Origin of the sequence: Martinezella paranaensis (assembly GCF_014200235.1) — a bacterium.
Taxonomy (GTDB): Bacteria; Pseudomonadota; Alphaproteobacteria; order Rhizobiales; family Rhizobiaceae; genus Rhizobium; species Rhizobium paranaense.
This window is the reverse complement of the sequence record NZ_JACHBI010000008.1, coordinates 271595-290646: the sequence shown is the minus strand read 5'-3', so window position 1 is coordinate 290646 and position 19052 is coordinate 271595. Positions and strand designations below refer to the sequence as shown.

General features: G+C 60.3%; 19 protein-coding genes. 12 read left to right on the top strand and 7 right to left on the bottom strand.

Going from position 1 to position 19052, the window contains the following annotated elements; all coding sequences use genetic code 11:
• The first annotated feature begins 122 nt into the window (after nucleotides 1–122).
• The 4 genes from GGD50_RS20720 to GGD50_RS20705 all read left to right on the top strand — a co-directional run bounded on the left by GGD50_RS20720 (nucleotide 123) and on the right by GGD50_RS20705 (nucleotide 3488).
• On the top strand, nucleotides 123–809 hold the full coding sequence (locus GGD50_RS20720; RefSeq protein ID WP_183938940.1) for a response regulator: 687 nt from the start codon (nucleotides 123–125) through the stop codon (nucleotides 807–809).
• 2 nt (nucleotides 810–811) lie between these two features.
• A complete protein-coding gene (locus GGD50_RS20715) occupies nucleotides 812–2110 on the top strand; it encodes a HAMP domain-containing sensor histidine kinase (RefSeq protein ID WP_183938938.1) in 1299 nt (432 codons plus the stop codon).
• A gap of 123 nt (nucleotides 2111–2233) precedes the next feature.
• Nucleotides 2234–3076 (top strand): DUF3313 domain-containing protein, encoded by an 843-nt coding sequence (locus tag GGD50_RS20710; RefSeq protein WP_183938936.1) that lies wholly within the window; start codon nucleotides 2234–2236, stop codon nucleotides 3074–3076.
• Nucleotides 3077–3131: 55 nt separating this feature from the next.
• Entirely contained in the window at nucleotides 3132–3488 is a 357-nt protein-coding gene (locus GGD50_RS20705; RefSeq protein WP_183939004.1) for a hypothetical protein, read from the top strand.
• 15 nt (nucleotides 3489–3503) lie between these two features.
• On the opposite strand, the gene GGD50_RS20700 is transcribed toward GGD50_RS20705, so the two are convergent.
• The 5 genes from GGD50_RS20700 to GGD50_RS20680 all read right to left on the bottom strand — a co-directional run bounded on the left by GGD50_RS20700 (nucleotide 3504) and on the right by GGD50_RS20680 (nucleotide 7735).
• The gene (locus tag GGD50_RS20700; RefSeq protein ID WP_281397203.1) at nucleotides 3504–4775 is read right to left on the bottom strand and encodes a TadE/TadG family type IV pilus assembly protein; all 1272 of its coding nucleotides are present in this window, start codon (nucleotides 4773–4775) and stop codon (nucleotides 3504–3506) included.
• Nucleotides 4776–5013: 238 nt separating this feature from the next.
• On the bottom strand, nucleotides 5014–5934 hold the full coding sequence (locus GGD50_RS20695) for an NADP-dependent oxidoreductase (RefSeq protein WP_183938932.1): 921 nt from the start codon (nucleotides 5932–5934) through the stop codon (nucleotides 5014–5016).
• A gap of 128 nt (nucleotides 5935–6062) precedes the next feature.
• Entirely contained in the window at nucleotides 6063–6485 is a 423-nt protein-coding gene (locus tag GGD50_RS20690; RefSeq protein ID WP_183938930.1) for a DoxX family protein, read from the bottom strand.
• A 30-nt stretch (nucleotides 6486–6515) separates the two neighbouring features.
• Complete coding sequence (locus GGD50_RS20685; protein WP_183938928.1) at nucleotides 6516–6890, bottom strand: glutathione S-transferase N-terminal domain-containing protein; 375 nt, start codon at nucleotides 6888–6890, stop codon at nucleotides 6516–6518.
• Entirely contained in the window at nucleotides 6887–7735 is an 849-nt protein-coding gene (locus GGD50_RS20680) for a DODA-type extradiol aromatic ring-opening family dioxygenase (protein WP_343069983.1), read from the bottom strand. Before GGD50_RS20680 ends, GGD50_RS20685 begins: the two co-directional genes overlap by 4 nt.
• Nucleotides 7736–7888: 153 nt before the next feature.
• Here GGD50_RS20680 and GGD50_RS20675 point away from each other — a divergent pair, with 153 nt between their 5' ends.
• The gene (locus GGD50_RS20675) at nucleotides 7889–8812 is read left to right on the top strand and encodes a LysR family transcriptional regulator (RefSeq protein WP_183938924.1); all 924 of its coding nucleotides are present in this window, start codon (nucleotides 7889–7891) and stop codon (nucleotides 8810–8812) included.
• A gap of 32 nt (nucleotides 8813–8844) precedes the next feature.
• On the opposite strand, the gene GGD50_RS20670 is transcribed toward GGD50_RS20675, so the two are convergent.
• Nucleotides 8845–9624, bottom strand: a complete 780-nt coding sequence (locus GGD50_RS20670; protein ID WP_183938922.1) for a 3-keto-5-aminohexanoate cleavage protein — start codon at nucleotides 9622–9624, stop codon at nucleotides 8845–8847.
• A gap of 85 nt (nucleotides 9625–9709) precedes the next feature.
• Here GGD50_RS20670 and GGD50_RS20665 point away from each other — a divergent pair, with 85 nt between their 5' ends.
• The 7 genes from GGD50_RS20665 (at nucleotide 9710) to GGD50_RS20635 (ending at nucleotide 16323) form a co-directional block, all read left to right on the top strand.
• Nucleotides 9710–10600: a MurR/RpiR family transcriptional regulator gene (locus GGD50_RS20665; protein WP_183938920.1), complete on the top strand. Its 891-nt coding sequence runs from the start codon at nucleotides 9710–9712 to the stop codon at nucleotides 10598–10600.
• Nucleotides 10597–11925 (top strand): aspartate aminotransferase family protein, encoded by a 1329-nt coding sequence (locus GGD50_RS20660; protein ID WP_183938918.1) that lies wholly within the window; start codon nucleotides 10597–10599, stop codon nucleotides 11923–11925. Before GGD50_RS20665 ends, GGD50_RS20660 begins: the two co-directional genes overlap by 4 nt.
• 234 nt (nucleotides 11926–12159) lie before the next feature.
• The gene (glnH, locus tag GGD50_RS20655; RefSeq protein WP_183938916.1) at nucleotides 12160–12903 is read left to right on the top strand and encodes a glutamine ABC transporter substrate-binding protein GlnH; all 744 of its coding nucleotides are present in this window, start codon (nucleotides 12160–12162) and stop codon (nucleotides 12901–12903) included.
• 59 nt (nucleotides 12904–12962) lie between these two features.
• The gene (glnP, locus tag GGD50_RS20650) at nucleotides 12963–13619 is read left to right on the top strand and encodes a glutamine ABC transporter permease GlnP (protein WP_183938914.1); all 657 of its coding nucleotides are present in this window, start codon (nucleotides 12963–12965) and stop codon (nucleotides 13617–13619) included.
• The gene (gene glnQ, locus GGD50_RS20645; RefSeq protein WP_183938912.1) at nucleotides 13616–14344 is read left to right on the top strand and encodes a glutamine ABC transporter ATP-binding protein GlnQ; all 729 of its coding nucleotides are present in this window, start codon (nucleotides 13616–13618) and stop codon (nucleotides 14342–14344) included. Before glnP ends, glnQ begins: the two co-directional genes overlap by 4 nt.
• Nucleotides 14334–15380 carry a C45 family autoproteolytic acyltransferase/hydrolase gene (locus GGD50_RS20640; RefSeq protein ID WP_183938910.1) on the top strand — a complete coding sequence of 349 codons (1047 nt, stop codon included), beginning with the start codon at nucleotides 14334–14336 and terminating at the stop codon, nucleotides 15378–15380. Before glnQ ends, GGD50_RS20640 begins: the two co-directional genes overlap by 11 nt.
• A 10-nt stretch (nucleotides 15381–15390) precedes the next feature.
• Nucleotides 15391–16323 (top strand): MurR/RpiR family transcriptional regulator, encoded by a 933-nt coding sequence (locus tag GGD50_RS20635; protein ID WP_183938908.1) that lies wholly within the window; start codon nucleotides 15391–15393, stop codon nucleotides 16321–16323.
• A 95-nt stretch (nucleotides 16324–16418) separates the two neighbouring features.
• Here GGD50_RS20635 and GGD50_RS20630 read toward each other — a convergent pair whose 3' ends face one another.
• Entirely contained in the window at nucleotides 16419–19034 is a 2616-nt protein-coding gene (locus tag GGD50_RS20630) for a beta strand repeat-containing protein (protein ID WP_183938906.1), read from the bottom strand.
• Nucleotides 19035–19052: the final 18 nt, after the last annotated feature.

Genomic DNA, 19052 nt, shown 5'->3' with positions numbered 1-19052 from the left:
ACATCGATCAGTAGCCGGGCGAACGTTAAGTGCGGTCAAGTTAATGTTAAGCTGAGTAAAACTTCGTCCCGCGCTCGCTTTTGTGCTGTATGAATGGCGGATAGGAATGACGGGTAACGTGAATGAACAAGGTTCTTCTCATCGACGACGATGTCGAGCTGACGACGCTTCTTCAGGAATATCTGAGCGAGGAAGGATATGAGGTCGTAACGGACACGGACGGTCGTGCCGCTATTGCCGCCGCCGCCGGCAATACGGTCGACATCATCGTACTCGACATCATGATGCCGCGGATGAACGGGATCGAGGTTCTGCAGCGAGTCCGGAAGCTGAGCCAGGTCCCGGTACTGATGCTGACGGCCAGAGGCGATGACATCGACCGGATTTCGGGCTTGAACCTCGGCGCCGACGACTATGTGCCGAAGCCCTGCTCGCCTGGCGAACTTGCAGCGCGCCTGCGTGCAATCCTGCGCCGGGCAGGCCAACCGGCAAGCGGCGTGTCGACCGATACGCTCAGAGCCGGTCAGCTCGTGATCCATCCGGGCAGCAGAACCGCCGAGTGGCGCGGCGAGACCTTGGATCTGACCGGCACTGAATTCAGCCTGCTTGAAGTCCTCGCTCGCGGCGCCGGCCAGCTCGTCTCGAAGCAGGACATCTCGAAGCGGGCCTTCGGGAAGCCGCTCACGCCATTTGACCGCCGCATCGACGTCCATATCAGCAGCGTTCGGCAAAAGCTCGGGCTCCGGGAGGACGGACAATCCTGGATCCAGTCCGTGCGCGGCCAGGGCTACCAACTTCTCGTGGATTGATCATGCCCCGGCTATTCTGGAAGTTCTTCGCGACAATCTGGCTGACGCTTGCAACGACGCTCACGGTCATCATCGTGATCGTCAACCTCTTTCAGATCCCGCCCCCCGGCCGCGACCGGGAGTATCAGGAACGCGCGATCATTCTGAAGCTGACGGCAAACGTGCTCACAACGGATGGCGAGGACGCCGCCGCGCGCTTCGTCCGCACAAGCGAGAATACGGTGCCGCTTGGCCTGACGCTTTCGAAAACCGCGGACGCGAGTGCGTGCGGAAATGAGAGTACGTCGCAGACGAAATCCGTCCTGAAGGACGGAATTTGCTACCGGATCTCCGTGGCGCCGGAACCCAACTTCCTTCTCAATATTATCGACAACCTGGCTCTGCTGGTGCCCTGGCTTTCGATCTTTGTTGCGAGCACGGTCGCCGCGGCGGCTCTCGCCCGATATCTCATTCGTCCCGTCGTGCACCTTCGTGATGGCCTGAGCGCGCTTGCCCACGGCCGTTTCGACGTCCGCATCGGGAACAAGATGGCCGGCCGAAAGGACGAAGTCACCGCGCTCGCGCATGATTTCGATTCCAGCGCCGCGCGGCTGCAGGAACTTCAGGATGCGCAGCAGCGGCTGTTTCATGACGTGTCCCATGAGCTGCGTTCGCCCCTCTCCCGCCTTCAGGCCGCCGTGGGTGTCCTCCGGCAGAATCCTGCAAAACTCGATGTCATGCTGGATCGCATGGATAGGGAGGTCGAACGGCTCGACGTGCTCGTGGGCGAGATTCTAACGCTCGCCAGACTGACCGCCGGCTCCAGCCTGCCTCTGAAAACGCAATCCCTTGATGTCATCGACCTTTTGAACGAGATCCTGGGCGATGCTGCATTCGAGGCCCAGGCCCGCGAGGTCTCGATCACGCCCGGCGTTGGCGGCACGTTTCCGGCTGAAGTAGAAGGCGAGCTGATCTATCGGGCACTCGAAAACGTTATTCGCAATGCGGTTAAATATACCGCAACACATTCAAGCATATCGGTATCCTGTGAGACGACTGGCGATCTCCTCAAGATCCGCGTGACGGATCAAGGACCTGGGGTCGGGCGAGACGAGCTCGAACGCATTTTCCAACCATTTTCCCGTGGCAACAACGCCGTGCCGGAAGGCGGATATGGCCTCGGCCTTGCGATCACCAGACAGGCGATCGAGCGTCACGGCGGGCGCGTCTCCGCATCGCTGCCTGCCGCCGGCGGCTTGGCCATCACCCTCGAAATTCCCCGAAGGCCGAAGGCCTATGCACCGGCAAGCATACGTGCCTGAGCAGGCTCAGCGTCTTTAAACATCTGCCTCTCAGGCTTTTACCCAACTTTACACTGCCTTTACAGCCATTAACGCTGGCGTGGCTAAAAGCTGAACGACGATCACTGTTCAGAAATTTGCCACATGACCTCCAGCTTTCGGCTTGCCAACATCCGCCCGCAGACCGCAGCCGTCATTCTGCTCGCGGCGCTTCCCTCTTGTGCCAGCGTGCCGCTGCATCAGGGCACCTCCCTCAGTTCTTATAAGGATATGGCTGCATCGGGAGGGTCGCTGACGAAGGCGAAGCTGCGGGTAGACCCAGCGTCCGTCCTTGTTGCACGCACAGTGCGTATCGTGCCGACATCGGCGCACCCCGGCAACAGCGGCGCACTAGACCCGAAGGGTCTTGCGCTTGTTGCCAACGCCATAGACCGGGCTCTTTGTACCGGCCTCAGTGACCGCTTCCAGGTCGTGGCGGCGAACCAACCGGCGGATCTCGTCGTGCATGCCACGGTCACCGATATCGTTCCAACCAACCGGACGGCCGCGGCGACATCCGCCGTCGCGTCGCTCGGCACATCGGTCGCGCTCGCCATTCCCATTCCAAGGATTCCAATCGGCCTCGGCGGGCTGTCCGTCGAGGCGGAAGCTGTCGGTCAGGATGGAGCGCAGAAGGCGGCCATGCTTTGGTCGCGCGGGGCAAACATGCTGACGACAAAAGCGCGGATCTCCTCGGTCGGCGATGCCTATTCCCTCTCCTCCGCCTTTGGCGGCGACTTCAGCCGCATGCTGGTAAGGGGCCATGACCCCTTCAAGGGAAAGCCGGCCATACCATCGATACAAAAGATAAAGGCATCGCTCGGCGGCGACCCGAAATACGACGCCTGCAAAGCATTCGGTTCGGCACCGGGCCTCACGGGAGCAGTTGCCGGTCAGTTGGGCTTACCGCCGAGCTGGAGCGACAAGGGAGCGGCGGCTCCGCAATAGACATCCCCACCATTTCGCCACCCGCAACAAATCAAACAAGGAAAGAACATTGATCATGAAAACGCATCTGAAGCTTGCCGCAGCCGCCGCAATCCTTGCTGCAAGTCCTGCATTCGGCACGGAAGGACAGGCTTATCTTGCCGCCCAAAAGGCTGCTGCCATACTCGCCGACGGAGCTCCCTGGACGGCCGACGCGCCCGATGGCAAGACCCTCAAAGTCATCCTCAATAAGGATGGCTCCGGCAGCATACGCGGCCCTTTGCCGTTTGCGCTCTCCGTCACATGGACGGTCAAGGGCGATGCGATGTGCCTTTCCGGCAAGATGGGGACAAAGTGCCTGAGATTCCGTGAGGTTCCCGGCGCCCTCCAGGCCTGGGACGGCGACAAGCCGGATCTGAAGTTCAGTCGCTAGGGTTCCCCGCCGCGTCTATTGAACCAGCCGCGGCGATGCGCTCCCGCTGCTTGCCGATGATCCGCCGGTGCCTGACAATGGCGTCAGGTTCCAGTTGGTGCCGTCGAGGCTCAGGTCGTCGAGCACGATGGCAGTGCGCTCATTGTTCATCGCAAAGGTGGAGTTGAAGTGCGCATTTCGGCTGGGCAAATAGATGATGCCGTTGAGCACGGCATTCTGGTTGCCATTGAAGAGCATGTCGGTCTTCTGCAAGCCAGCCTGCTCGAAGATCAAGATGTCTTTGTATTTTCCATCCGCGGGCGCGGACAGGTCGATATTCACATTGCCGTTGAAGAAGATCTTGGATGTGTCGGCGAAATAGAGCGTCACGTCGTCGCCGACTAAGGTGGTTCCGGAATTGAAGAACCAATCGCCGTTCTTGATCACATAGAGACCAGGCGCCAGTTCGATCCGCGGTGAGCCATTTGCGCTAAGGCCGTTGCAGTAGATCCCCGGTGTGAGCTTGTCGACGGCCTTATTGTCCGGCAGATGTCCGCCCAATTGCTGATCGCAACCCAGCGAACTCACGGCCGGGAGCTTGCCCGCAAAGGGATCATCCGCAGCCGCGCAATTTTTCTCCACAGCCGGATTGAGCTGATTGTTGTAGGAGATCTGAGTACCCTTGATGCAGATGCGCGCAAGCTTCAGTCCGTTGCCGCCATCCGTGAAGGTGGCGGCTGGATAGGCGGCAGAATGGACATGCATCTCACATGAGGTTTTTTGAATTCCCGCGCCTGAATTGACGTAGAGCGCATTCTGCCCGGTATCGAGGAGCAGGATGCAAGGAGCGCCGTTGGAGACTGGATCGGATGATGCGGCAGTGGCAGCGGCGTGAACGGCGACCGGTACCTGGTTCACCCCGACCACGCCGAGAAGTGATGCCGGGAGCGACGCGGTCACGTCACCGGAAATGGTGCCGTCGGAATTGATCGCGAAGGTCGCCGAGGGCGAGTATGCCGCAAGAGAGGAAATGCCGCCCTTAAAATATGTTTGCGCTTCGGAAATTTGCTGTGACTGCGCAACTTTTGCGCCGGCAAGAACTGCCGCATCAAGCCTTTCCTGCAAATCGGCCCGCAAAACGTAGGCGCGACCGAAATCGACAGAGCCTCCAGCGGCGGCCGCCAGGAAGACCACCAGCAAAGCGGTGAGAATTCCAAAGTTCCCCCCTCTATCGGCCGCAAAATTCTGGGAGGCAATGATGAGCGGGCGTCCTCGGGATGCAAATTTATTAAACAACGAAATGCGCATGCTTCACCAATCGTTCAAGAAATGACCGGCAAAAGGCGCACGAAAGATAAACGAGCTATTGATTTCGGTGGGTCAAGTTGACTGCAACTATGCGTATGCTTCGCAGATCGGCTTCAATCGCGTATTTTGGATAATGGGCATGCTTTCGATCAATGATCGAGTTGATGGGGAGACGCTGTCAGGCGGAAGAGGCCGTGAATTGGGATGGCTGTCGAGCCTTCACGGCCTCAAAGTACGGCTAGGGTCTATTCTCCGTTCGATGCTTGAGAACAACCTTCCCTTGAGCACCCGCCGCAACTGCGTTTTGTGCGGCACCGATCTCTTCCAGAGCAAAGGTCTGCGAGATCGGTATCACGAGCAATCCTCGCACGGCGGCATCCAGGACGGCATCGAGTGTTGCGGCATCGGTGCGGTGATAGAGTTCATGGATGGTCACGCGATTGTCCGTCTTGGCACCCTCGGGCACCGGAACGATGCTCGCGACTTGGCCGCGGTCGCGGACGTGAGCGATGAGATTTTCGGCCACCGGCGCCGCAGCACTGATGGCATAGTCGAAGCCGGGATTTCCCGGTGACGTTGTGATATCCACCGCCTCACCCGCCAACGCGCGCGCTTCACTCAATCGTTCGGGCCGGACGCCAGCCACCGGCTTGGCACCGATCTGCTGGAGATATTGGATTGCCGCGCGGCCGACCGAGCCAAGCGCGCCGGAAACCAGGACGCGATCGCCGGCCTTGACTCCCAGCGCGTCCACAGTCTGACGCCCCGTAAGCCCGGCCTTTACCAAGACCGCTCCTTCTTCGAAGCTTAGTGCCGCCGGCAGTTTGGCGACCGATGTGGCGGGAACGACGCCGAATTCGGCATGAGCCCCTTTGCCGTTGGCCGCGAAGTCGGCAACGACCCGATCACCGATTGCTACTTCGGTGACGCCCTCGCCGACTGCGGCGATGATGCCCGCGGCATCGCCGCCCAATACTGCCGGTAGCGGAAGCGGTATATACTGTGCCATGAAACCCTGGCGCAGGATGAGATCGAAAGGGTTGACGGCCGATGCTTCGATCTTGATCAGGACTTCGCCTGGCCCGGGCTTCGGCGTTTGAATCTCGCCGATCTCGAATTGATCGACATCACCATAGGATTTCAGAAGAGCAGCCTTCATTGCGTGCCTCCAAAAGCTTGTTGTTGCTTTGATTGAATTGGGACTGAGTTGGTTTGCCTGCAGGAAAGCGGGCGGCCGGATCGTCGGCCGGTGATGCGCTCCCGTGACATGACGGGAGCGCATTGGCATTATGCGCCTTCGGTAAGCGACACCTGCTTCGTGGACGGGCGCAGGACATTGTCGAGTGCCCAACTGCCGGGACCGGCAAAGGCGATATAGAGGAAGATGAAGCAGAACATGATGGCGGCTTCGCCCATGTTGAGTGCCGGCCAGAAGCCCTGCGGCGCGTGAGCCATCCAATAAGCGGCGGCCATCTCGCCGGAAGCGATGAAGGCTGCGATGCGTGTATAAAAGCCGGCCGTTATCAGCAATCCGGCCACGATCTCAATCGCGCCAGCAACGAGCATGATCGCGGGCAGCGGATAAGGTACGCCGGGAATGGCGGCGGGGAACTGGAAGAACTTCATCGTTGCATGTTCAAGGAACAGCAACGCGGTCACGATTCGCAAAATTGCGAGGATATGAGGCGTCCACTTGGTTGTGTTCGGCATGGCATTACTCCTGATTGGCTGTTGATATGCTCAAGCGGCTGCGGCCTTGAGCTCGAGATTTTCCTTCCACAGCTTCATCATCGGCTTGAGAGCGCCTTCGATGTAGCTGGCAAGCACGGGCATGTCGGCGGGCACACAGCCCGATTTTGCCGCCAGAAGCGCGATGATCTCGCCGGAATCGGCGATGTAGCGGCCTGGCTCCAGCCGGGCGGCAGGGAAGCTCACCTTGTCGAGGTGACCGGCAAGCTCGGCGCGAATGTCACTCTCCTGTTTCGATCCCGGCTCGCATTCACGGATTTCCACCTCTTCCATCATGCGGGCTTCCCACAGGAACAACCTCACTTTCAGGCAGAAGGGGCAGGCCTTCTTGAAATAGAGGACCGGCTTCGATGCATTCTCGCTCATTGTGTATCTTCCTTGGATGAAAGGGTTGCGGGCACATGGCCGAAGCGGAAGCTGGAGGCGGTAATGCCGCCTGCGAAATCGGTCTGATGGTAGGTGACGGAACCGGGTTCGTCCCTCGCCGCGCCGACCACCACCATCAGCGGAATGAGATGATCTTCACGCGGATGCGCGGCGCGGGCGGACGGGGCCTGTTCCCACTTGAGCAGCCGCTCGGCGCGCTCGTAGGGAGACGAATGGACCAGCGTCTGCTGGAGCCAGGCGTCGAACTGGCGAGACGGCTCGTAGCCGCTGGTGCCCCTGATTTCCCGCAAATTGTGATAGCTGAGGCCACTGCCGATGATCAGCACACCTTCGTCGCGCAATGGCGCAAGGGCCCGTCCTAGCTCAAGATGCAAGGCTGGATCGTAGCCCACGTCCAAGGAGAGCTGAACCAGTGGGATGTCCTCCTCCGGGTAAAGCGGCTTCATGATACTGAACGTGCCATGGTCGAAACCGCGCGTCGGGTCGAGGCTGGCTTCGATTCCGCGCCCATGCAGAAGGTCTTGAACGCGCTTGGCAAGCTCCGGCGAACCAGGCGCATCATATTTGATATGATAGAGGTACTCGGGAAAGCCGTGATAGTCGTAGACCATTCCCGGTCTGGCGCCGGAGGAGATGGCGAAACCCTGCTCTTCCCAATGGCCGGAGATCACCAGCACCGCCTTGGGCGCATTGGCAAGTTCCGCCCGCATCTCGATCAGCGATTGCTCGAGCTTGTCAAAGTTACGGCGAAAATCATCGGTGATATACGGCCACGGACCACCGCCGTGACTGACGAAATAAGTCGGAAGCCGAAACTTGCTCACCTGCTGCATCCTTATTGAACCGCACCAGTCCACGGGTGCGAAATCGCGGGGAAAACGAGTTTTGCCCGTGTTCTTGCAGCCAATGTTAACTTTTCGCAATTGTTGATCAATGCGCCTTACATTGAAGAAACACTTCCTATACGTTGATGATCCATGGATAGTTTGACGAGTCTGCGAGTCTTTTGCACGGTGGCCGAGCTCAGGAGCTTCACGGCGGCCGCAGAGCGCCTTGGCCTTTCGCCGGCCATGGCCAGCAAGCATGTTATGCACTTGGAAAACCGGCTCGGAACCCGGTTGCTGAACCGAACCAGCCGCCATGTCAGCGTGACCGAAACCGGTCTGCTCTACTTCAACCAGACCAAGCAAATGCTCGACGGGCTCGACGAGGTGGAGGCCGCCGTCAGCAATGTCACGGTCATGCCGCGCGGGGTTCTAAAACTCAGCGCTCCGGTGTGGGCTGCCAATACGCTCGTCGCCCAAGCGTTTGCCGAATATCATCAACGCTATCCCGACGTGCGCTTCGATATGGATCTGAGCGGCCGGATCGTCAATCTCGTGGACGAGGGATTTGATCTGGCCCTACGCGCGACGGCTCCCGAACGGCTGGACCCCAGCCTTATTGCGCGCCCGCTGATGAAGGTCACCTTTCACCTCGTGGGTTCTCCCGCCTATCTGTCGCGCACCGGCCGCCCGACCCGGGTGGCCGACCTCAACGGTCACTCGCTGCTGGCCTATAGCGGCATGAATGCAAACGGCAGCATTACCATCGATGGAGCGGAAGGTCCGGCAACGGTGAACCTTCGGCCCATCATGCAAAGCGAAAACGAAATCATGCTGCATCTCGCAGCGCTCGAAGGCATGGGCCTCGTCTTCCTGCCCGTATGGATGACGCAAACCGACGTTGCCGAAGGCAGGCTGGAGATGGTTCTGCCCGATGAGGTTAAATTCACCGCAACCCTGCATGCAGTCTATCCCAGCAGAAAATATCTCTCCGCCAAGGTTCGCACCTTCATCGATTTCCTTGCTTCCAGGAAAAACCTTTGTTCCGGGGCAACCGAAGATCAGTCGGCGAGTTAAGGATCTCGCACGGCGTAACGGATGAACCGGGGCTAGCGCCGAAGGCCCAGATGCCGAAGGGCCGACTCGACGTCGCGCACGAGGTCGGCGTTCGACGCGGCTAAATGACCGTTCACCCGGTAAAGATTGTTCTCGAAACCGACACGGGCATGCCCTCCGAGAAGTGCTCCGGCGGTAACACATGCTGCTTCGTCACGGCCGAATGCGCAGACGCTCCAATGGGAAAAACGCGGCATGTCCAGCGCGAGAAAGGGCAAAAGGTCCGTTGGCGCCGAGGTCTGTCCAACGGTATAGCGTCCCAGCACGTAGAGCACGGGCACATCATCGAACGCCAATAGACCGCGCTGACGATATTCGGCCAAGCGGATCGCCTCCGCAGGCTCATAGAGGATGATCTGCGGCAGCACGTCTTCGCGCTGCATCCAGGCAAGCAGGTCCGCGAAAGCCGCTTCGTGGGACGCATCCGGAACAAGTTCACGCAGCGCCAGCGACGCGGCCTGCGGGCGCACGGCCTTCACCACGGCGATCTGTTCGGCGGGCGAATATACTCCCAATGCCTCGCTGGTGATCTGGATCACCATTCGATCCCCTACTTCGGCGCGGATCGCGGCGATCGCGGACCGATAGGCATCGGCATCCAGCAGATGCGTGCCATCCGATTTGCGGACATGGACATGGATCATCGACGCGCCTGCCTCCAGGCATTCGCGGGCGGTGCGCGCCAGTTCCGCGGCCGTCAAGGGAATGGCGGGATGATCCTGTTTCGTGCGGCGCCCTCCATTCGGGGCCACGGTGATAGTTGTCTCCGGCACGCCAACTCCTGCGATCCATATGTTTCATATTAATCACAATGAAACATATGTTGCAATAACGCCCTATAAAGGATACAAATCCGGCATGGAAAAAAATCCTCTTGAAGAGACAATCCTTGCAGCCTTCGACGGCATGTCCGCGCAATTGCAGGCGGCCGCCCGCTATATTCTCGACCATCCTCGCGATATCGCGCTGCTTTCCATGCGCGAGCAGGCGCGACAGGCGGGGCTGCAACCGGCAACGATGACACGGCTCGCCAAGCATCTCGGCTTTGATGGTTACGAGGACATCCGGTCGCTCTATCGCGCCGCGGTTCGCGGCGACGCAGCAAACTTTGCGGGTCGCGTGAGCGAGCAGGCGCAGCACCAGAAGCTGAAGGGCGACCAGTTTCTCGCCGGCGAAATGCTGATGACCTTCGGCAGACAGGCGGGCTCATTGGCAGAACCGGGTTCGCTTGCACGCTTTGCCGAGGTCAGCACCCGCATTTCGGCGGCGCGCGAGGTCTATTGCCTCGGGCTACGCTCCAGCCATGCCTCGGCCTGGCACCTGCACTACATTCTCTCGCTTATCGGAAAACGTTCGACGCTGCTGGATGGGATCGGCGGAACCGGCGCCGATTCGATCGGCCGGGCCGGGCCGCAGGACGTACTGGTGGCGGTGAGCGTCCTTCCCTATACGCGCGCCACCATCGAGATCGCCGACTACGCCCGCGAACGCGGCGTTTGCCTGATCGCCATCACCGACAGCCCGGTTGCGCCGCTGGCGCAGTCGGCGGACATGGCTCTCATCGTTCAGACCGACAGTCCCTCCTTCTTCCACAGCATGGTGCCGGCTTTCGCGGCCGCCGAAATTGTCGGCGCGCTCGTTGCCGGGCACGGCGGCGACGAGACGCTTTTGGCGCTGCGCGAATTCGACGAACGCCTTGCCGCTCTCGGCACACACCTCACGTCCCGCAACATCAGGAAAACACCGTGACCCACCTGCTTCATCGATCCATTCATGCCAGCCTGCCGGTCGCCGTGCGCGGCGAAGGCATTCATTTGTTCGATGCCACCGGCAAGGCCTATATCGACGCCTCCGGAGGTGCTGCCGTTTCCTGCCTGGGTCACGCCCATCCCGACGTGCTTGCTGCACTTCATGCGCAGCTCGACCGGATCGCCTATGCCCATACCGGCTTCTTCACGACCGAAGTGGCCGAAGAACTGGCGGACAGGCTCGTCGCCGATGCGCCGGAAGGTCTCGATCACGTCTATCTCGTCAGCGGCGGATCGGAGGCGGTAGAAGCAGCGCTGAAGATGGCGCGGCAATATTTCGTGGAGAAGGGTGAGCCGCAGCGTCGCCACATCATCGCGCGCCGGCAGAGCTATCACGGCAATACGCTGGGGGCGCTCGCAACTGGCGGCAACGAGTGGCGACGGGCACAGTTCAAGCCGCTGCTGATCGAAACGCATCATATCGATCCCTGCTATGCCTATCGCCTGCAAATGCCCGGGGAAAGCGACGAGGCCTATGCCGCCCGCGCCGCCGGTGAACTGGAAGCAAAGATCCTCGAACTCGGCGCCGATCAGGTCATCGCCTTCGTCGCCGAAACGGTGGTGGGTGCAACGGCCGGCGCCGTTCCGCCGGTCGCCGATTACCTGAAACGCATTCGCGCCATCTGCGACAAATATGGCGTGCTGCTGATCCTCGACGAAGTGATGTGCGGTATGGGCCGCACCGGCACGCTGCACGCCTGCGAGCAGGATGGGGTTTCGCCCGACCTCATGACCGTCGCCAAGGGTCTTGGAGGCGGGTATCAGCCTGTCGGCGCGGTGCTGCTGTCGAAGCGCATCTTCGATGCCTTCGCACTCGGATCAGGCTTCTTTCAGCACGGCCATACCTATATGGGCCATCCGATGGCCGCCGCCGCAGGACTTGCAGTGCAAACCATCCTGAAGCGGGACGGTCTGCTCGGCAATGTCAGGGACATGGGCAACCATCTGGAAACATGCCTCGTCGAGCGGTTGGGCAACCACCACCATGTCGGCGACATTCGCGGCCGCGGCTTGTTCCGTGGCGTGGAACTCGTGAAGGACCGGGCGACCCAGAAGCCGTTCGACGCCGGGCTGAAACTCAATGCCCGGATCAAGAAGGAAGCCATGACCCGTGGCCTGATGGTCTACCCGATGGGCGGCACCATCGATGGGCAGACCGGAGACCACGTTCTGCTGGCCCCGCCTTTCATCGTCGGGAAGAGCGATGTCGAGGCGATTGTCGAAAGATTGGGAGATGCCATCGAGGCCGCAATCGCCTCCATTTAAAAGCTGACAATTACTGAAGAGGGCCCGCGCTGTTCCCCAGCGCGGGCTTTTGTATGTTCGGTGTTCTCCATGGCCGCGTGAAGATGGATTGCCACCCTTTTCGTATGCATTCATTTCAATGCAAAAGATTCATCTTTGCAAATTTTCAATGCGACAAATCCCAAAAAGCATTCTATATTTGCATATAGCGTATCTGAGCAAACTTCAGACGCATCAACGATAAAGGGAACTTCCATGAAACAGCGTATTCGTCATTTGCTGATCGGCGCTTTCGTCGCCGCCCTCTCCTTCAGCCCGGCTCTGGCCAAGGATCTGATCGTCGCCACCGACACCGCGTTCGTGCCGTTCGAATTCAAGCAAGGCGACGAGTATGTCGGCTTCGATATCGATCTATGGGCGGCAGTGGCCAAGGATATCGGCGTCAGCTACACGCTTCAGCCGATGGACTTCAACGGCATCATTCCGGCCCTGCAGACCAAGCAGGTCGATGTCGGCCTTGCCGGCATCACCATCAAGGATGAACGCAAGAAGGTCATCGACTTTTCCGACGGCTATTACGACAGTGGCTTTCTGCTGATGGTCCCGACTGACAGCAAGATCACAGGCCCGGCGGACCTGAAGGGCAAGACGCTGGCGATCAAGACCGGCACGTCGGCAGCCGACTACGCCAAGGCTAATTTCAAGGACACCGAACTGCGCCAGTTCCCGAATGTGGACAATGCCTACATGGAACTCCAGACCGGCCGTGTCGACGCCGCCATGCATGATACGCCGAACGTGCTCTACTACATCAAGACGGCCGGCGCCGGAAAGGTGAAGGCTGTCGGCGAGCAGATGATGGCGCAGCAATACGGCATCGCTTTTCCGAAAGGCAGTGAGCTCGTCGCCAAGGTGAACGCTTCGCTCGCCAAGCTCAAGAAGGACGGCACCTACACGGCCATCTACAAGAAGTGGTTCGGCGCTGAGCCGAAGCTCTGATCGCCCGGTAGCCTCATGCGCGTCGGTGCAGCCGGCGCGCAGTCCACGGGAGTATTCCAATGCAATTCGACTGGTCGGTGGTCATCGATGCCCTGCCTGCTCTTCTCGGCGGCGCTCGCTTGACCGTTCTCATCGCATTTGCGGGTCTTGTCGGCGGCATCGCCGTCGGCGCCGTCGCGGGCTTCATGCGCGCCTATGGCAACTGGCTGCTCAACGCCATCGCCTTCGTCTATGTGGAGATCATTCGCGGCACGCCCATCGTCGTGCAGGTGATGTTCATCTATTTCGCCCTGCCGATACTGGCCGACATCCGCGTCAACCCCATGACGGCCGCCATCACGGCCATCATCGTCAATGCGGGCGCCTACATAGCGGAAATCGTTCGCGGCACGCTGCTTTCCGTCAGCAAGGGCCTCAAGGAAGCCGGGCTCGCACTCGGCCTGCCGATGTGGAAGGTCCTGGCCTATGTCGTCGGGCCAATCGCCTTTCGCCGCATGATCCCGCCGCTCGGCAATCAATTCATCGTCAGCCTGAAGGACACGTCGCTTTTCATCGTCATCGGCGTTGGTGAATTGACGCGGCAAGGGCAGGAGATCATGGCAGCCAATTTCCGCGCGGTCGAGATTTGGACCGCGGTCGCCATCCTCTACCTCATCATGACCGGCGTCCTGACGTTCGCTCTCCGCTTCACCGAAAAGAGGATGCGCATCCTATGAGCATCGTAGAATTCAGAACCGTCACCAAGACGTTCGGTCCGATTACGGTCCTCAAGGATGTCAATCTCAACATCGAGGCTGGCCAGGTCGTGGTGCTGATCGGCCCGTCCGGCTCTGGCAAGTCCACCCTTCTGCGCTGCATCAATGCGCTGGAGGAAATCGATGGCGGTAATCTCGTTGTCGATAGTATCAGCGTGCGCGAGGGACGTTCGCGCGTGCGCCTCATCCGCCAGGAAGCGGGCATGGTGTTCCAGCAGTTCAATCTTTTCCCGCAGATGACGGCCTTGGAAAATGTCGCCTTCGGCCCTCGCCGCGTCCGCGGCCTGGGCAAAGCCGAAGCGACCGCGCAGGCCAAAACGCTCCTTGCGAAGGTGGGGCTAGCGGAGCGAGGCCATCACTATCCCTCCGAATTGTCGGGCGGCCAGCAGCAGCGCGTGGCCATAGCCCGCGCGCTCGCGGTCAAGCCGAAACTGATGCTCTTCGACGAGCCGACCTCGGCGCTTGATCCCGAACTTCGCCAGGAAGTGCTGAAGGTCATGCAGTCGCTCGCCGAAGAGGGCATGACGATGATCGTCGTCACCCACGAGATCGCGTTTGCCCGACAGGTCGGCACGCGGCTGATCTTCATGGAGGGCGGCAAGATAACGGTCGATGGCAATCCGGCCACTTTGCTCGACAATCCTGAAAATCCTCGCCTTCGTGAGTTCCTCCAGCATGTCCATTGATAAATCCCACCGGCTTTCCAGCATCGCGATTGCCGGCGAGCCGTTCGAAATCGGCCTTCAGCTCGGCCGCCACGGCGCGGATGCCGCCCATGCGCATCTGATCCGCACCCATGCCTGGGCACATGTGACCGGTTCTAAGAATCACGATCACGTGCAAGCTGCGAGAGAGCTGACGGAGACGCTTTTTCCTCGTTACTTCGAGGAGTTGCGCGGGCTAGCAGCCGGCCTGGAATTGCCGCTGGAGGATGTTTTCGCGTGGAACTGCCGCGGCGACATCTGGGCCATGAGCCCGGATGGCTGCACGACGATACAAATCCCTGGCTCTGAACCCGTCGTCGCGCACAACGAGGACGGCGACCCCGGCCTGCGGCGCGGTTGCGCTCTCGCGACCGTGCGTCCGTCCAAGGGCCGAGCCTTTACCGCATTCGTCTATCCGGCATCCCTTCCCGGCCACACCTTTGCCCTCAACGACGCCGGCTTGGTCATGACGGTCAACAACATTCGCTCCCGCGAGACCGGCGAAGGCCTGCCACGCATGGTCGTGACCCGCGCGCTTCTGGATTGCGGCTCTCTGGATGAGGCCGTCGAACGGGTAAAGACCGCGCCCCGCGCCGGCGCTTTTCATCTGACGCTTGCCCGATCCGGGGAGGCCGATATCCTCAGCTTGGAGTTCACCCACAAGCACCTGTCCGTCCAGACCGTGCGCAGCCCCTCCAGCCACGCCAATCATCTGATCCACGCGGGTATCCGCGCGGAGCAGCAGCTCGTTACCGGTTCTTCGAACTCGCGGCAGGAGCGGGCGGATGCAATGATTGCGGAAGCCGGCGGCAACGTCGATCCTCTCGCTATCCTCCACGATACGACACAAAGCGCCTTACCGATCTATCGCCAGCAGCCCGACGATCCGGATAATGAAAACACGCTGGCAACCGCCTATTTCAAGATCGGTACGGACAAGGTCGATTGCACGATCTATGATGGAAACGAGACTTCTCCGCGTTTCCGCTTTAAGAGCGATGCGTTCAGTCCCGCATGAGGCAAGATGAATGACCACGATAAGCGCATCGAAAAGCTCCCCGCGTCCGCAAACACTTGAGGAGCTTCGGGCGCTGACGGTCGACATCCGACGCGGCAATACCGATCTCTCGCTGGGAGGCAAGGCGCTCGGGGTCCTCTCCCGGCTTGTCGATACGCCTGAACAGACGGCGGTCCGCACGATTTCCGAATTGGCTGAAGGGCTCGGCATCAACCCATCCACCTTGACCCGGCTCGCCAAGCGGCTGGGTTACGGCGGCTTCGGGGATTTTCAGGATGTTTTCCGGGAAGCGATTTCCGATGACGGGCGCTATTTCTACAGCCGCCAGGCTGGCCGGCTGATCTCGATCAAGGAGGAAGCCGACGAGGAAATCCACGTTTTCGAGAAACTGGCGGCTGAATCGAAGATCAATATCGACGGCTTTCTCGCGCAGCTCGACGGTCCCGAGCTGCATGCAGCGGCGAACAGACTCGCCCATGCGAGGCGTGTGCGCGTTTACGGAGTGCGCCAGTTTCACGCTTTCGCGAGCTTTCTTACCTATGGATTGGCGATGTTGAGAAGCGATGTCGCCCTGCTCGATGCGCCGCGCCTTGGCGAAGCGGAGGGGCTTGCCCAGCTCGAGCCCGGCGATGTCCTTGTCGTTGCAAGTTGCGCGCCTTATACGCGAAATGTCGCCGAAGTCGCGGCCCTCGGTGCTCGCCGGGGGCTCGACGTCATCGCCGTAACGGATACCCGATCGTCTCCCCTCGTCCCGCCTGCCCGCCATGCATTTCTGGTGCCGCATGCAAGCAGCTTCTTCAGCAACAGCATGGGCGCCTATATCGTCTTCTGCGAGGGCCTGCTCAACCTTGTTGCCAGAGCGCTGGCCGACGGCGCCATTGACGCGCTCGCCAAACGCGAAGCGCTGATCCGCGATCTTCGCATCGAAATCGATCGCGATTGACGCTTGCCCGATCATTCTGCGTCGGCAAGCTGCAGATCGTGGTTCCAAACCAACGCCCGCAGCTTCCGGTTATTTCGCCATTACAGGCGTCGTCGTTAGCTATAGGCAGCATAGGCGGCAATGATCGCCTCGACTTGCGCCGAGTCCAATGCCGCCGCCTGGGCTGTCGTGATAGCGTACAATTGGGCGCTGGACAGGATGGAAATATCATAGGTTGACAGTCCCGCCAGGCCGCGAGTGCCAATCGCTTCGATTTGATTGGTCGATAACGTCTCGATATCCTTCGACGACAGGGCGCCGATCTCTGCGGAGGTCAGAGCCGCGATCTGCGTCGTGGTCAATGAACCGATCTGCGTCGTCGACAGCGCGGCAATCTGGCTGGTCGTCAACGCTGCGATCGAGGCGGTCTTCAACGAGGCAACTTGCGTCGTCGTGAGTGCGGCCACGGCGACGGTGCTTAGAGCTGCAACCTGCTTCAGGCTCAAAGCACCGATCTGCGTTGAACTCAAAACGTCGATCTGCGTCGTCGACAGCGCGGCAATCTGGCTGGTCGTCAGCGCCGCGATCTGCGCCGTCTTCAAAGCTGCGATCGTACCGGTGCTGAGCAGCACGACGTTAGCAGTGGAAAGCTTCGAGAGGGCAGTCGCGCTGAGGGCGCCGATTTGGCTGCTCGACATTGCCGCAATATCCACCGTCGAGAGGGCGCCGACCTCTGTGGCAGAGAGAGCGGCGATCTGCGTCGTGGTCAACGCGGCAACCTGCGTCGTCGACAATGCCGCGATCTCAGCGGTGGTCAGCCCAGTGATCGAAGCGGTCTTCAGCGCTGCGATTTGCGCGGTCGAAAGCGTGGCCACGGCGTCGGTGCCCAGAGCTGCAACCTGTTTCGCGCTCAACGCACTGATCTGTGTGGAACTCAAAACGTCGATCTGCGCCGTCGACAGCGCCGCGATCTGACTGGTCGTCAGCGCCGCGATCTGCGCCGTCGTCAAGCCGGCGACCGTGCTGGTGGTGAGCAGTGCGACATTATCGGTGGACAGCTTCGATAAGACCGAAGCGTTGAGGGCGCCGATTTGGCTGCTCGACAGCGCCGCAATATCCTTTGACGACAGTGCAGCGACCTCTGTGGCAGAAAGAGCGGCGATCTGCGTCGTCGTCAATGCGCCGATCTGCGTTGTGGACAGCGCCGCAATCTCATCGGTGGTCAGTCCGGCGATCGAGGCGGTCTTCAGCGCCGCGATTTGCACGGTCGAAAGCGTAGCCACGGCGTCGGTGCCAAGAGCCGCAACCTGCTTCGCGCTCAAAGCATTGATCTGCGTGGAGCTCAAGACATCGATCTGCGTCGTCGACAGCGCCGCAATCTGACTGGTCGTTAGAGCCGCGATCTGCACCGTCTTCAAGGCGGCGACCATGCCGGTGGTGAGCAATGCGACATTATCGGTGGAAAGCTTCGAGAGGGCCGTCGCGCTGAGGGCTCCGATTTGGCTAGTCGACAGCGCCACAATATCCTCCGACGACAGGGCACTGACCTCTGTGGCAGAAAGAGCGGCGATCTGCGTCGTCGTCAATGCGCCGATCTGTGTTGTGGACAGCGCCGCAATCTCATCAGTGGTCAACCCGGCGATCGAGGAGGTCTTCAGCGCCGCGATTTGCGCAGTCGAGAGTGCGGCCACGCCATCAGTGCCCAAAGCCGCAACCTGCTTCAAGCTCAGAACGGCCAACTGCGTGGAACTCAAAACGTCGATCTGACTGGTCGTCAGCGCCGCGATCTGACTGGTGGTCAGAGCCGCGACCTGCGCCGTCTTCAAGCCGGCGATCGTGCTGGTGGTGAGCAACGCGACATTAGCAGTGGAAAGCTTCGGCAATACCGACGCGCTGATGGCTCCGATTTGGGTGCTTGACAGCGCCTCAATGTCTTCCGACGAAAGGGCACCGACCTCTGTGGCAGAGAGAGCGGCAATCTGCGCCGTCGACAGCGACGCGATCTGCGTCGTCGACAGTGCCGCAATCTCACCGGTGGTGAACCCGGCGATCGAGGCGGTCTTCAGCGCAGCGATTTGCGCGGTCGAGAGTGCGGCCACGCCGTCGGCGCCTAGAGCGGCAACTTGCCTCATGCTCAGAGCACTGATCTGTGTGGAGCTCAAAACATCAATCTGTCCGGTCGTGAGCGCAGCGATCTGGCTGGTCGTCAGCGCAGCCACCTGCGCCGTCGTCAAGCCGGCGACCGTGCTGGTGGTCAGCAACGCGATATTAGCAGTGGAAAGCTTCGACAAGACGGACGAGCTGATGGCCCCGATTTGGCTGCTCGACAGCGCCACAATATCCTCCGACGACAGGGCGCCGACCTCTGAGGCAGAGAGAGCGGCGATCTGCGTCGTCGACAGCGACGCGATCTGCTCCGTCGACAGCCCCGCGATCTGAGTGGTGGTCAGCCGTTTCACGTCAACCGTGGAGATCCCCGCAATCTGGACCGACGATAGAACGGCCAGTTGATCTAGCCCCAAGCCCACAATGGCGCTCGCCGATATTGCATTGATTTGCTTCGAGCTAAGGACAGCAACGTCCTCGGTATCCAACGCGGCGATCTGGACTGAGGTCAGCGCATTGACTGCGCTTGTGCTCAGCGCCGCAACCTCGTCCGTGCTCAGAGACGCTATGGTGGCTGTGGAAAGAGCTTTGATCGCAGTGGCAGACAGAGAAGAAATGATTGTCATAGACGAGCGTTCCAAATG

Excerpts from the sequence above, each read along its gene's own strand:
- GGD50_RS20630 (WP_183938906.1), bottom strand. The coding sequence starts at position 19,034 with ATGACAATCATTTCTTCTCTGTCTGCCACTGCGATCAAAGCTCTTTCC.
- GGD50_RS20690 (WP_183938930.1), bottom strand. The coding sequence starts at position 6,485 with ATGCCGAACACAACCAAGTGGACGCCTCATATCCTCGCAATTTTGCGA.
- GGD50_RS20695 (WP_183938932.1), bottom strand. The coding sequence starts at position 5,934 with ATGAAGGCTGCTCTTCTGAAATCCTATGGTGATGTCGATCAATTCGAG.
- GGD50_RS20675 (WP_183938924.1), top strand. The coding sequence starts at position 7,889 with ATGGATAGTTTGACGAGTCTGCGAGTCTTTTGCACGGTGGCCGAGCTC.
- GGD50_RS20720 (WP_183938940.1), top strand. The coding sequence starts at position 123 with ATGAACAAGGTTCTTCTCATCGACGACGATGTCGAGCTGACGACGCTT.
- GGD50_RS20710 (WP_183938936.1), top strand. The coding sequence starts at position 2,234 with ATGACCTCCAGCTTTCGGCTTGCCAACATCCGCCCGCAGACCGCAGCC.
- GGD50_RS20700 (WP_281397203.1), bottom strand. The coding sequence starts at position 4,775 with ATGCGCATTTCGTTGTTTAATAAATTTGCATCCCGAGGACGCCCGCTC.
- GGD50_RS20715 (WP_183938938.1), top strand. The coding sequence starts at position 812 with ATGCCCCGGCTATTCTGGAAGTTCTTCGCGACAATCTGGCTGACGCTT.
- GGD50_RS20705 (WP_183939004.1), top strand. The coding sequence starts at position 3,132 with ATGAAAACGCATCTGAAGCTTGCCGCAGCCGCCGCAATCCTTGCTGCA.
- GGD50_RS20685 (WP_183938928.1), bottom strand. The coding sequence starts at position 6,890 with ATGAGCGAGAATGCATCGAAGCCGGTCCTCTATTTCAAGAAGGCCTGC.
- glnH (WP_183938916.1), top strand. The coding sequence starts at position 12,160 with ATGAAACAGCGTATTCGTCATTTGCTGATCGGCGCTTTCGTCGCCGCC.
- GGD50_RS20635 (WP_183938908.1), top strand. The coding sequence starts at position 15,391 with ATGACCACGATAAGCGCATCGAAAAGCTCCCCGCGTCCGCAAACACTT.
- GGD50_RS20640 (WP_183938910.1), top strand. The coding sequence starts at position 14,334 with ATGTCCATTGATAAATCCCACCGGCTTTCCAGCATCGCGATTGCCGGC.
- glnP (WP_183938914.1), top strand. The coding sequence starts at position 12,963 with ATGCAATTCGACTGGTCGGTGGTCATCGATGCCCTGCCTGCTCTTCTC.
- GGD50_RS20665 (WP_183938920.1), top strand. The coding sequence starts at position 9,710 with ATGGAAAAAAATCCTCTTGAAGAGACAATCCTTGCAGCCTTCGACGGC.
- glnQ (WP_183938912.1), top strand. The coding sequence starts at position 13,616 with ATGAGCATCGTAGAATTCAGAACCGTCACCAAGACGTTCGGTCCGATT.